Origin of the sequence: Stenotrophomonas sp., from assembly GCF_032056425.1 — a bacterium.
Classification (GTDB): domain Bacteria; phylum Pseudomonadota; class Gammaproteobacteria; order Xanthomonadales; family Xanthomonadaceae; genus Stenotrophomonas.
The window spans coordinates 64,726-77,543 of the sequence record NZ_DAMBCN010000008.1; the positions used below are offsets into that span (position 1 = coordinate 64,726).

The 12,818-nt window shown below is 68.2% G+C and carries 11 protein-coding genes and 1 riboswitch; of the genes, 5 read left to right on the forward strand and 6 right to left on the reverse strand.

The genetic code is table 11. The features are described 5' to 3' along the window. Positions 1-28 precede the first annotated feature (28 nt). From RTY46_RS07795 to RTY46_RS07805, 3 genes are read right to left on the reverse strand one after another with little or no spacing between them, the layout of a single operon-like run. A complete protein-coding gene (locus RTY46_RS07795; protein WP_312707612.1) occupies positions 29-1,096 on the reverse strand; it encodes a homoserine dehydrogenase in 1,068 nt (355 codons plus the stop codon). Then, on the reverse strand, positions 1,093-2,328 hold the full coding sequence (locus tag RTY46_RS07800; RefSeq protein ID WP_312707613.1) for an O-succinylhomoserine (thiol)-lyase: 1,236 nt from the start codon (positions 2,326-2,328) through the stop codon (positions 1,093-1,095). The genes RTY46_RS07795 and RTY46_RS07800 overlap by 4 nt, the downstream gene beginning before the upstream one ends. Further along, positions 2,325-3,356, reverse strand: coding sequence for a homoserine O-succinyltransferase (locus RTY46_RS07805; RefSeq protein WP_312707614.1), 1,032 nt, complete (start codon positions 3,354-3,356; stop codon positions 2,325-2,327). Before RTY46_RS07805 ends, RTY46_RS07800 begins: the two co-directional genes overlap by 4 nt. 74 nt (positions 3,357-3,430) lie before the next feature. Further along, a riboswitch (SAM riboswitch) is annotated at positions 3,431-3,549 on the reverse strand. 149 nt (positions 3,550-3,698) lie between these two features. Here RTY46_RS07805 and RTY46_RS07810 point away from each other — a divergent pair. From RTY46_RS07810 to RTY46_RS07825, 4 genes are all read left to right on the forward strand, one after another. After that, positions 3,699-4,583, forward strand: a complete 885-nt coding sequence (locus RTY46_RS07810) for a M23 family metallopeptidase (protein WP_312707615.1) — start codon at positions 3,699-3,701, stop codon at positions 4,581-4,583. Positions 4,584-4,649: 66 nt separating this feature from the next. Next, complete coding sequence (locus RTY46_RS07815; protein ID WP_312707616.1) at positions 4,650-6,254, forward strand: peptide chain release factor 3; 1,605 nt, start codon at positions 4,650-4,652, stop codon at positions 6,252-6,254. Between the two features lie 154 nt (positions 6,255-6,408). Next, positions 6,409-7,047, forward strand: coding sequence for a hemolysin III family protein (locus tag RTY46_RS07820; RefSeq protein WP_312707617.1), 639 nt, complete (start codon positions 6,409-6,411; stop codon positions 7,045-7,047). 86 nt (positions 7,048-7,133) lie between these two features. Then, positions 7,134-9,107, forward strand: a complete 1,974-nt coding sequence (locus RTY46_RS07825) for an AsmA family protein (protein ID WP_312707618.1) — start codon at positions 7,134-7,136, stop codon at positions 9,105-9,107. 513 nt (positions 9,108-9,620) lie between these two features. On the opposite strand, the gene RTY46_RS07830 is transcribed toward RTY46_RS07825, so the two are convergent. The 3 genes from RTY46_RS07830 to mtgA are packed head-to-tail and all read right to left on the reverse strand — an operon-like array spanning position 9,621 to position 11,819. Continuing rightward, positions 9,621-10,052 carry a CBS domain-containing protein gene (locus tag RTY46_RS07830; RefSeq protein WP_312707620.1) on the reverse strand — a complete coding sequence of 144 codons (432 nt, stop codon included), beginning with the start codon at positions 10,050-10,052 and terminating at the stop codon, positions 9,621-9,623. After that, positions 10,012-11,031: a glycosyltransferase family 2 protein gene (locus RTY46_RS07835; protein ID WP_312707622.1), complete on the reverse strand. Its 1,020-nt coding sequence runs from the start codon at positions 11,029-11,031 to the stop codon at positions 10,012-10,014. Before RTY46_RS07835 ends, RTY46_RS07830 begins: the two co-directional genes overlap by 41 nt. Before the next feature lie 44 nt (positions 11,032-11,075). After that, positions 11,076-11,819 carry a monofunctional biosynthetic peptidoglycan transglycosylase gene (gene mtgA / locus RTY46_RS07840; protein WP_312707623.1) on the reverse strand — a complete coding sequence of 248 codons (744 nt, stop codon included), beginning with the start codon at positions 11,817-11,819 and terminating at the stop codon, positions 11,076-11,078. Positions 11,820-11,896: 77 nt separating this feature from the next. On the opposite strand from mtgA, the gene RTY46_RS07845 reads away from it, so the two are divergent. Next, positions 11,897-12,790, forward strand: coding sequence for an Hsp33 family molecular chaperone HslO (locus RTY46_RS07845; RefSeq protein WP_312707624.1), 894 nt, complete (start codon positions 11,897-11,899; stop codon positions 12,788-12,790). Positions 12,791-12,818: the final 28 nt, after the last annotated feature.

Here is a 12,818-nt window from a genome sequence, read left to right on the forward strand (position 1 = left end):
GTAGCGCCGGGCCATGCCCGGCGATCCTTCAACCTGCTATACGCAGCACATCGTCCAGCAGGGCAGCGGCCGTCACTTCGGCGCCCGCGCCCGGCCCCTGGATCAGCAGGGGTTGCTGGCGATAGCGGTCGCTATGGATGGCCACGCGGTTGTCGGTGCCAGCGCCCTGCGCCAACGGATGATCGGCAGCCAGCTCGCGCAGGCCCACCTGCGCCCCCTGTGCATCCACGCGGCCGACAAAGCGCAGCACGCGGCCCTGCGCCTGCGCCTGCTGCCAGCGCGCCTGCAGCGGCGCATCCAGCTGCTGCAGTGCAGCCAGTGCCTGTTCCAACGGCAGCTCTGCCAACGCGGCAGGCACCAGGGAGTCCACCTGCACCTGTGCGGCGTCCAGCGCCAGACCGCTGCTGCGCGCCAGGATCAACAACTTGCGCCGCACATCCTCACCAGACAGGTCCACCCGCGGGTCCGGCTCGGTGTAGCCCGCCGCCAGCGCTTCGCGTACCGCGGCCGAGAACGGCGATTGGCCATCATAGCGATGGAACAGCCAGGCCAGGGAACCAGACAGCACGCCTTCGATGGCGTGGATGTGATCGCCGCCAGCCACCAGTGCGCGCAGGCTGCTGAGCAGCGGCAGGCCCGCGCCCACCGTGGCACTGTCGCCGTAGCGTGCGCCACTGTCGGCGCAACTGCTGGCAATGGCCTGCGCACGCGCCAACTGCGCGCCACGGCCCAGCTTGTTGGCGGTGACCACATGCACACCCCGCGCAAGCCACTGCACGTGGCGTGCTGCCACCTCTTCACTGGCGGTGGCGTCGACCACCACATCGCCCCGCTCCAGCCCTTCGGTACCGGCCCAGCGCGGCGCGCCCTGGCCATCGCGTGGGGCACGCCGTGCCAGTTCCAGCGGCACCGCCAGGTCACGATCGATCGCCAGTGCGGTGCGCGAATTGGCCAGCCACTGCACGCCGGGCAGCAGCAGTCCACGCGCCTGCAGCGCCTGGTAGCGCTGCACGAAGGCCGTGCCAACCGTGCCGGTACCGAGCAGTGCCAACCGACCCGCGCCGAAGGCGGGCACTTCAGCGGCGACTGCGCTCATGCATCCACCACCTGTTTGCGGCGCGCGGCATGGTCGATCACAGCGGCCGCGCGCTGCAGCGCTGCGTCCAGATCCGCCAGCAGGTCACGCTCGGCCTCGATACCCACCGACAGACGCAGCAGGCCCTCGCTGATACCCGCCGCTGCACGGGCCTCGGCGGTCATGGCGGCATGGGTCATGGTGGCCGGGTGCGCGACCAGGCTTTCCACGCCGCCCAGCGATTCGGCCAGGGTGAAGCAGCGCAGGCCATCGACGAACGCACGCACGGCCGCATGCGGATCATCGCCTTCGCAGCCGGCCAGTTCGAACGACAGCATCGCGCCGAAACCGCTCTGCTGGCGGGCGGCGATGGCGTGGCCGGGGTGATCGGCCAGGCCGGGGTAGTAGACCTGCGCCACGGCCGGATGCGCATCCAGCAGACCAACGATGGAAACGGTGTTTTCCTGGTGCACGCGCAGGCGCGCATCCAGCGTGCGCAGGCCGCGCAGGGTCAGGAACGCATCGAACGGCGATCCGGTCAGGCCCAGCGCGTTGCCCCACCACACCAGCTGCTCGTGCACGGCCGCATCGCGTGCGATCACCGCGCCGCCGACCACATCACTGTGGCCATTGATGTACTTGGTGGTGGAATGCAGCACCAGATCGGCACCAAAGGCCAGTGGCTGCTGCAGCGCCGGCGACAGGAAGGTGTTGTCCACTACCACCAATGCGCCTGCCTTGTGCGCGGCATCGATCACGAAGCGCAGGTCGGTGATGCGCAGCAGCGGGTTGGACGGGGTTTCGATCAGCACCAGCTTCGGCTGGGTGGCCAGGGCCTGGGCCAGCGCGCGCGGATCGGTCAGGTCGGCGGTGACCAACTCGAAGTGACCCTTCTTCGCCAGCGCGTTGAACAGGCGCCAGCTGCCGCCGTAGGCATCGTGCGGCACCACCAGGGTATCGCCCGGCTGCAGCAGCGCGTTCAACACCAGGTTGATCGCGCCCATGCCGGTGGCGGTGACCACACCGCCCACGCCGCCTTCCAGTTCGGCCAGCGCCTCACCCAGCAGGTCGCGGGTCGGATTGCCGCTGCGCGTGTAGTCATACTGGCGCTTGTTGCCGAAGCCTTCGAAACTGAAGTTCGACGACAGAACGATCGGCGGGGTCACGGCACCGTGGGCGGTATCGCGATCAATGCCGGCGCGGACCGCGGCGGTGGTGCGACTACAGGACGGCTCGTTGGCGTGCAGGCTCATGCGGACTCTCCAGAAGTGCGGAAGGCGGTAGCGAGGATCGCGTCGATGCGATCGGTTTCTTTCAGGAAGGCATCGTGGCCATAGGGCGAGCGCAGCACGCGCAGGCTGCCGCGCGGGCCCAGGCCCTCGACCAGGCTGACCAGATCGGCCAGCGGCACCAGGCGGTCGCCTTCCACGGCCACCACCACGGTGGGCAGCAGGAGGGCGGCGGGGTCCACCCGGTGCAGGTCGATCGATTCGGACAGGCGCAGATAGGCGGTCACCGGCGTGCGCGCCACGTACTGCGCACCGGCGGCATCCAGATAGTCTTCGGCGGCCACCCGTACGCGCCCATTGATCACTTCCGGCGCGGCGTCGAAACGTTCGCCGAATTCCTCCGGGGTGCGGTAGCTGAGCATCGCGAACTGGCGGGCCAGGGCCAGGCCATGGTCTTCGCCGCATTGCAGCTGGCCCAGTGCAACCGCACGGCGCTGCAGCGCGCGCCACGCGGCGGCATAGGGATGCGGGCGATGTGCACCGCTGGCCAGCACCAGCTGGCGCACCCGCGCACGGTGGCGTACCGCGAACTGCTGGCCGACCAGCGCGCCATACGAGTAACCCACGAACGCCTTCAGCGTGCGCACTCCCAGATGGTCCAGCAGCAGCGCCAGCGCGTCGGCCTGGTCGGCGGTGTCGATGGGCACGTCCAGCGCGCCATCGGCACCGATGAAATCGAAGGCCAGCACGCGCAGCTGCTGCGGGTCCAGCGCGCGCCCGGCGCCAACCAGGCCTTCGGCCCAGCCCTTTTCACTGAACTGCGGGTTGCTGGCTACGTGGCGGTGCGCGGAAATGCCGCCGGCCAGCACCACCACCGGCGCGTTGGCCGGGCCCACCCATTCATAGCGCAGGCGCACCGGGCAGGGGCCGGCGTGGCGCATCGACAGCACAGCGGCGAACTCGCCGCGCTCGGCGTGCACGCGGTGGTCGACCGGCACGCTGACGGGGGCAAAGGGTTCGGGGCGGAGCACGGTGCTGGGGGCGAAGCTCATGGCGGGATCCAGTTGGGAATCGGCCATCGAGCCTTCGCGGGGCTCGCGTTCAAGATGCACGGCGGTGCACGCTCGAACCATCTTTCGGTGGACGCCACGGTCCCCGCAGGATTTGGCACCTACGCCGGCATTTGCATGCCTGCGGGCTGCCCCGGCTTCAAAGGGCCTGTCCCTCTGCCGGTCTCGATGGTGGAACCACGATGCCAGCGGATTCCGGGCATGTCAATCCCTTCATGCGGATAAAGCGATGAATGAACCCAGGCACCGAACCGGGAAGCAGTACCGTCGCCTCTGTTCAGGATCGGCTACAGTCCCGCCGCCCCTCTGCCGCTGGAACCGCTGATGCCACGCCCGGCCCTGTGCTGCCTGATGCTTGCCCTGCTGCCCCCCCCAATCGCCGACGCCAGCGACTGGCGGCAGGGCTGGGGTCTGGTGCCGGCGGGCCCGACCCGCGCAGCACCCGCAGCGGCGCCCTCGGCCGCGCCACTGGCGCAGTTGCGCCTGCAGCCCGTTGGCGAGCACTGGCAGGCACGCATCGACAATCCGCTGGCCGGCCCGCTGCAGATCGAACTGCGCGCCGCGCCCGGCCAGTCCATCGACGGGCTGCCAGTGCAGTCGCTGGTGCAGGGTGGCGGCACGCTGGTGGTCGGCCACCTCGCCGCCCCGACCGATGGACGCGCCCTGGAAGTGCGCATGAACGCCGTGCCGGGCGCGCCGTCGGCGCAGGCCGAGGATGTGGCCTATCGCCTGCCCTTCGAAGCGGCGCACCTGCGCGTGGACCAGGCGCCGAACGGGCGCTTCAGCCACCAGGACGAAGAGAACCGCGATGCGGTCGATTTCGCACTGGCCGAAGGCACCCTGGTCATGGCCGCGCGCGAGGGCACGGTGATGCAGGTGCAGGACGGCTTCCAGGCCAATGGCCAGGACCGCCAGCGCGATGGCGGCCGGGCCAACTTCATCCGCGTGCTGCACAGCGACGGCAGCATGGCGCTGTACGCGCACCTGCAGGCAGGGGGCATGCGCGTGCGGGCCGGCCAGGCGGTGCAGGCCGGGCAGCCGCTCGGGTTGTCGGGCAACAGCGGCTTCAGTACCGCCCCGCACCTGCACTTCGTGGTCCAGGTGAACCGGGGCATGGGCCTGCGCTCGGTGCCGGTGCGCATTTTCACCGCGCGGGGGCAGCTTCAGTTCGCCCGCGAAGGCCACAGCGACGGCAGCGCCGGGCGCTGAGCGGCGGCGGCCGGTATAATCGGGCGCTTATCTCTTTGAAAAGCGCCCCGGGCGGGCGCCACTGCCATGTCCGAAGTCGCCAACGAAGCGTCGCGCCGCCGCACCTTCGCCATCATTTCCCACCCTGACGCCGGCAAGACCACGCTGACCGAAAAGCTGCTGCTGTTCGGGGGCGCGATCCAGATGGCCGGTTCGGTGAAGGGCCGCAAGGCCGCCCGCCATGCCACGTCCGACTGGATGGCGCTGGAAAAGGAGCGCGGCATCTCCGTCACCTCCTCGGTGATGCAGTTCCCGTACGAAGGCAAGATCGTCAACCTGCTCGACACCCCCGGCCACGCCGACTTCGGCGAGGACACCTACCGCGTGCTGACCGCGGTGGACTCGGCGCTGATGGTGATCGACGTGGCCAAGGGCGTGGAAGAGCGCACCATCAAGCTGATGGAAGTATGCCGCCTGCGTGACACCCCCATCATGACCTTCATCAACAAGCTCGACCGCGAGGGCAAGGACCCGATCGAGCTGCTGGATGAAGTGGAAACCGTGTTGGGCATCCAGTGCGCCCCGGTCACCTGGCCGATCGGCATGGGCCAGCGCCTGAAGGGCGTGGTGCACCTGCTGACCGGCGAAGTGCACCTGTACGAACCGGGCCGCAATTTCACCCGCCAGGATTCGACCATCTTCCCGTCCATCGATTCACCCGGCCTGGCTGAAAAGATCGGTGCGCAGATGCTGGCCGAGCTGCGCGACGAACTGGAACTGGTGCAGGGCGCAAGCCACCCGTTCGACCTGGATGCCTACCGCGCCGGCAAGCAGACCCCGGTGTTCTTCGGCTCGGGCGTGAACAATTTCGGCGTGCAGCCGCTGCTGGATTTCTTCGTCGAGCACGCCCCGGCCCCGCAGGCGCGCGCTACCACCGGCCGCGAGATCGCCCCGCAGGAAAACAAGCTGACCGGCTTCGTGTTCAAGATCCAGGCCAACATGGACCCGCAGCACCGCGACCGCGTGGCCTTCATGCGCATCTGCTCGGGCCGTTTCAACGCCGGCATGAAGACCTTCCACGTGCGCACCGGCAAGGAAATGAAGCTGGCCAACGCGCTGACCTTCATGGCCAGCGACCGTGAAATCGCCGCCGAAGCCTGGCCCGGCGATGTGATCGGCATTCACAACCACGGCACCATCTCCATCGGCGACACCTTTACCGAAGGCGAAGCGGTCACCTTCACCGGCATTCCGAACTTCGCCCCGGAACTGTTCCGCCGTGCACGCCTGCGCGATCCGCTCAAGCTCAAGCAGCTGCAGAAGGGCCTGGCCCAGCTGTCCGAAGAAGGCGCGACCCAGTTCTTCCGCCCGCTCACCAGCAACGACCTGATCCTGGGCGCGGTGGGTGTGCTGCAGTTCGACGTGGCCGCCTACCGCCTGAAGGACGAGTACGGCGTGGAAGCCACCTTCGAGCCGGTCAGCGTGACCACTGCGCGCTGGGTCACCTGCAGCAACGAGAAAAAGCTGGAAGAGTTCCGCGAGAAGAACGCGCTGAACCTGGCCCTGGATGCGGCCGGCCAGCTGGTCTACCTGGCCCCGACCCGGGTGAACCTGCAGCTGGCGCAGGAACGTGCGCCGGACGTGCGCTTCTCCTCCACCCGCGAGGCCGCCCACACCGTCTCGGTGGCCTGATGCCCCGGGGTCGGATCGGCGCCCGGTAGATCCACGCCATGCGTGGATGGGCGCCGGTTCACCCACCATACGGCGACGGGGGTGCAAGCAACCGCCATCGCGGCGATGATAGGGGGGCTGCGGGTCCCCCCTCCCCGCGAACCCCCTCATCGCCATGTCCTCCACGACTGTTGCTTCCATCCGTGAAGAAATTGCCAGCGCCCTGACCCACGGGCTGGGCGCCGTGTTCGCATTGGCCGCCGGCGCCGTGCTGATCACCCTGGCCGCCATCTACGGCGACGGCTGGCAGCTGGCCAGCGCCATCGTGTTCGGCATCGCGCTGCTGCTGCTGTACACCGCCTCCACGCTTTACCACGCCATCCAGCACCCCACGGCCAAGGGCCGCCTGAAGGTGTTCGACCACTGCGCGATCTACGTGCTGATTGCCGGAACCTACACCCCGTTCACCCTGATCGGCCTGCGCGGCCCCTGGGGATGGGGCCTGTTCGCGGCCATCTGGGCGCTGGCCCTGGGTGGCGTGGTGTTCAAGCTGTTCTATACCGGCCGCTTCAAGGCACTGTCCACCGGCATCTACATCGCCATGGGCTGGCTGGTGATCGTGGCGATCAAGCCGATGTGGGCCTCCATCGACGGCAGCACCCTGGCCTGGCTGTTCGCCGGCGGCCTGTCCTACACGCTGGGCACCTATTTCTACCATCGCGAATCGATCCCCTATTCGCATGCGATCTGGCACCTGTTCGTGATCGGCGGCAGCGTCTGCCACTTCGTGGCCGTGACCATGCAGGTGCTGTAAGCGCACCCAGTGCCGGGCTGCCCTGTGCACACGATGCACATGGGCGCTTCGCGCCCTGTCCACGATGACAGGGCAACCATGGGCGCGTGAACACCGCCCCTGCCCCCGCCGCGCCTTCCCGCCGTCGCTGGCGCCTGCGCCGCCCCGGCCGTCGCGGCCAGCGTTGGCTGGCCGCGCTGCTGTTCCTGCTGACCGCCCTGCTGATCCTGCTGGCCCTGTGGGACTGGAACTGGTTCAAAGGGCCGGTGGAGCGCGCGGTGCAGGCCCGCACCGGGCGCGCCCTGCATATCGGCAATCTGGATGTGGACCTGGGCCGCGTCACCACCGTTCGCGCCGACACAATCTCCTTCGCCAATGCGGCCTGGGCCAGGCAGCCGAACATGGCCAGCGCCGATCGTGTGGAGATCGACGTGCGGGTCTGGCCCCTGCTGAGGGGCAGCGTGCAACTGCCCGAAGTGCGCCTGACCCGCCCCGATGTGCTGCTGCAGACCGCACCGGGCCAAGGGGATCCCGGCAACTGGGTTTTCCTCGGTGACAGCCGCGGTGGCACGCCGCCGCAGTTGCAGCGCCTGTTCATCGATGATGGACGCCTGCAGTTTTCCGACGTGCGGGGCCGCACCGATATCCGCCTGAACGTGCGCAGCGGTCAGCCGCGCCAGAGCGATGCGGCACCGCCGCTGCTGGTGTCCGGCAAGGGGCGCTGGCAGGGCAATGCATTCACCCTCAGCGGTGGCACCGAATCGCCCCTGCAGCTGACCGACAGCGCCCATCCCTTCCGCATCCATCTGGATGGCCGTGCCGGTGCCACCCACGCCGTGGCCAGCGGCACACTGACCAACCCGTTCGCCCTGCAGGTGTTTGACCTGCAGTTCGCCCTCAGTGGCCAGGACCTGGCCGATCTGTACCCGCTGCTCGGCATCGCCATTCCTCCCTCGCCCCCGTATGCGTTGAATGGCCGCCTGCAGCGCGACCACAACATCTGGCGCTACCAGCGCTTCACCGGCAAGGTGGGTGACAGCGACCTGGGCGGCAACCTGCAGTTCGAAGTGGGCCGGGAGCGGCCGCGACTGACCGCCACGCTGGAATCGCGCCGCCTGGATTTCGATGATCTGGCCGGCTTCGTCGGCGCTCCGCCCAAGACCGGCAGCGGCGAGACCGCCAATGCCGAGCAGAAAGCCGAAGCAGCGCAGGTGGCGGCCAGCAGCCGCGTGCTGCCGGACACGCCTTACAACCTTGGAAAACTGCGCGCGATGGACGCCGACGTGCGCTGGAAGGCGCACCGCATCAACGCGCCGTCACTGCCGCTGGATGACATGGACGCGCACCTGTTGCTGGACGACGGCGTACTGCGGCTAGACCCGCTGAACTTCGGTGTAGCCGGCGGCGATATCCGCAGCACGATCCGCATGGATGCGCGCCAGCCGCAGATTGCCACCTCGCTCAAGGCCAGCGTTCGTGGCGTGCAGCTGGGGCAACTGTTCCCCGATGCGAAACTGGCCGAGCAGGCCAAGGGTGGCATCAGCGGCCAGATCGACCTGAGCGGCCGCGGCAATTCCATCGCCGCGATGCTGGGGGGCAGCAGCGGCGACGTGGGCGTGGCGATGGGCCGCGGCCACGTCGGCAACCTGGTGATGGAGCTGGCTGGCCTGGACATCACCGAATCGGTGAAATTCCTGTTCACCGGTGACCGGCAGATTCCGCTGCGCTGTGCCTTCGCCGATTTCGGCGTGCGCGATGGGCTGATGACCAGCCGCGCGCTTGCGGTGGACACCACCGACACCATCGTCATTGGCGAGGGCACCGTAAGCCTGCGCGATGAATCGCTGGACCTGCTGCTGCGGCCGCGGCCGAAAGACAAGAGCATCCTGGTGCTGCGCTCGCCGCTGCGCATCGGCGGCACCTTCAAGGATCCATCGTTCCGCCCGGACTTCAAGGCACTGGGCCTGCGCGGTGCAGTGGCGTTGGCGCTGGGCAGCATTGCCCCGCCCGCCGCGCTGCTGGCAACGATCGAGACCGGCCCGGGCAAGGACGCCAACTGCGGTGGGCAGTACGCGAAGTAAAAGCGGTGGTTCGCGGCGCGTGCTCTTTCATGGGGTGAGGCGGAGGGCTACCGCAGTCAGGACACGCGGTGAATACATCCATGTAGCTCGTAGGCGCCGTCCTTGGCGCCTACGGTCCTGCCTGCGGTAGCCCTCCGCCTCCGGACAGTTTCCTGCGCGCGCGGAACGAGAGCGGAAATTCAAAATCAAAATCAAAATCAAAAGCTGTGCCAACCAAGGTTGGCACCTACCGGAAGCGGATGATCGGCAGAAGCGGGGCGTCGGCAGAAGCGGATGATCGGCACTGAAATTCACCGCGCTCGCAGGAACGTGTCCAGAGGCGGAGGGCATGGCCGTGCAGGACCGTAGGCGCCAAGGACGGCGCCTACGAGCTACATGGACGTATTTACCGCGTGTCCTGCACGGCCATGCCCTCCGCCTCCCCACGCATCAGCAAGGCGCTGCTCTTGCGCTCTGGCTCTGGCTCTGGCTCGAAAAGCGGGCCGGCGGGCTGCAAGCCCGCCAGCGAAAAACTCACCCGGCCACGATGTACTGCTGCAGATGATCCAGCTCGCGCCGCTGCGCATCGATCACCGACTTCACCAGATCGCCGATGGAAATCACCCCCAGCACCTGCCCGCCTTCAACCACCGGCAGATGACGGATGCGGTAATCGGTCACCAGCTGCAGGCAATGCTCCACCTGCTCGCCCGGCGAAACAGTCACCACCTGCGCGGTCATGATCTCCGCCACCGCGGTATCGCGCGAGGAGCGGTCACGCAGCACGATCTTGCGTGCATAGTCGCGTTCGGAAAGGATGCCGACCAGTCGCGGGCCATCCATGACCAGCACCGCACCGATGCCTTTGTCGGCCATCAGCCGGATCGCATCGATCACCGCCGCGCCAGGCGCGACTGCATGTACTTCAGGGGACTTGCCGTCCAACAGTTGCCGTACCGACGTCATCTGCCTGCCCTCCCAGGGTGGGTTGCAGCGCCGATTCTGCCACGCCCGGCGCCAACCACGCGTCAACCAGATACAGCGGCCGCTGCTTGGACTCCTCGTACAGCCGCCCCAGGTATTCGCCGATCAGCCCCAGGGCGATCAACTGCACCCCGCCCAGGAACAGGATCACCGCCATCATCGTCGGCCAGCCGGCCACGCGGTCACCGTACAGGGCCGCCTTGACGATCACCCACAGGCCGAACACGAACGCCACCGCCGCCGTCGCCAGCCCCAGGTAGGTAGCCGCACGCAACGGTACGGTGGAAAAACCGGTGATGCCTTCCAACGCGAAGTTCCACAAGCGCCACAGGCTGAACTTGCTGGTGCCGGCCAGGCGCGCATGCCGGTGGTAGGGCACGGCCACGCGGCGGAAGCCCACCCAGCTGAAAAGCCCCTTCATGAACCGATGGCGTTCGCGCAGTTCGCGCAATGCGCCCAGCGCGCGCGGCGACAGCAGGCGGAAGTCACCGGTGTCGGCCGGAATCGGCGTGGGCGACAGGCGCCCGATCACGCGGTAGAACAGCGCCGCCGTGGTCCGCTTGCTCCAGCTTTCACCGTCGCGCACCAGCCGGGTGCCGTAGACATTGTCGAACCCTTCGCGCCAGCGCGCCACGAACTGCGGCACCAGCTCCGGCGGGTCCTGGCCATCGGCATCCAGGATCATCGCGGCGCCTTCGCGCACCTGGTCCAGGCCGGCGGTCAGCGCCGCCTCCTTGCCGAAGTTGCGCGACAGGCGCAGTGCCGACACCCGCGCATCCACGGCAGCCAGCCCGCTGATCACCGCCCAGGTGTCATCGCTGCTGCCATCGTCCACGTACAGCACGTGACCGTCGATGTCGGCCAGGCCATCGAGCACCGCACACAGGCGCGGGTGCAGCTGCGGCAACGCAAGCGCTTCGTTGTGGGCGGCAATGACGAACGTCAGGCGGTCACGATTCATGCCCGGATTGTACGTCGCAGGCACGCCTGCGGCCCGCCGCTGCACTACTCCTGCAGATACCCTGCCCCGCCCAGCTGCCGGGCCTGGCGCTGGATCCACGCCGCGCGCCGCTGCACATAGGGGCCCGGCTTGCCCGCGTTGTAACGGCGCGGTGCCGGCAGCACGGCCGCCAGGCGGGCACTTTCAGCCGGGCTCAAGCGCGCGGCGTCCTTGCGCCAGAAGGTCTGCGCCGCCGCCTGTGCGCCATAGACGCCATCACCGAACTCGGCGATGTTGGCGTACATCTCCAGAATGCGCTGCTTGGGCCAGAACGCTTCGATCAGCACCGTGTACCAGACCTCCAGGCCCTTGCGTACCCAGCTGCGGCCCTGCCACAGGAACAGGTTCTTGGCCACCTGCTGGCTGATCGTGCTGGCGCCGCGCAGGCGCCCACCGCGCGCGTTGTGGTCACGCGCCTTCTCGATGGCCTGCAGGTCGAAGCCATTGTGGTCGGGGAAGCGCTGGTCTTCGGCAGCCACCAGCGAAATGGGCAGGCTGGGGGCCATCTGGTCCAGGTCACGCCATTGGTAATGCAGCCGGTAGGACCAGTCAGCCTGGCCCAGGGCTTCGCCGTAGCGCCACAGCATGACCGTGGACAGCGGCGGGTCGATGAAACGCAACACCAGCACCTGCAGGCAGCTGAACCCCACAAACAGCACCGGCAGCCACAGCAGCTGCCGCCAGCGCCAGCGCCGCCGCCGTGCGACCGGAGCGGCCGCCACCTTGTCCTGCTCTCCCCCTGCCCCCATTACTGGTGCATCCTTCTTCTATCTGGTTGTCGGCGCATTATCCGGCAACCACCCCTGTTTCCGCGCGATGTGAGCCGATGACCGCCCAATCCGATTCCCTGATCCGTTTCCTGCTGCCCGACGCCGGCGTCCGCGGCGTGCACGTGCGCCTGCACGCCACCTGGCAGCAGATCCTGTCCCACGCGGTCTATCCGGACAACGCCGCTGAACTGCTGGGCCAGGCCGCCGTGGCTTCGGCGCTGTTCACCGGCCATACCAAGGTTGACGGCCGCCTGTCGATCCAGCTGCGCAGCAACACCGCCCTGCGCGCCCTGTTCGCCGAATGCACCGCCGCCGGCACCCTGCGCGGCATCGCCCAGCTGGCCGAAGGGGGCGACGCGCCACGCGACCTGTCCACCCTCGGCGAGGGCGCGCTGCTGGCCATCACCATTGAAAACCCGGGCCTGGACCCGCGCGAACCGCAACGCTACCAGAGCCTGGTCGGTCTGAGCGCGGCCGAGCTGGACGAGGCCTTCGAAGATTACTTCCAGCAGTCCGAGCAGCTGCCGACCCGCCTGCTGCTGTCAGCCGACCGCGAGGGCGCCAGCGGCCTGCTGCTGCAGAAGCTGCCCGGTGACGAAGGCGACGATGATGGCTGGGCGCGCACCAGCGCGCTGTTCGAGACGCTGGGCAAGGCCGAGCTGCTGGCCACCCCCGCCGAAGACCTGCTGCACCGCTTGTTCCACGAAGAGAAGCCGGTGCTGGTGGGCGAAAAGCCGTTGTCGTTCGCCTGCTCCTGCTCGCGCGAACGGGTCGCGGCCATGCTCGAATCGCTGGGCGAGGAGGAAGCCCGTGCGGCCGCCGAGGACACCGGCGCCGTGGAAGTGCGTTGCGAGTTCTGCGGACAGGAGTATCACTTTCCGTTGACGGAGTTCGGCATACTGTTCCACGGTGCCGAGGGGAACATACCGGCGCCTGAACGGCTTCAGTGAAACAGGCAGGTCTTGTGTTCTGGGGAGG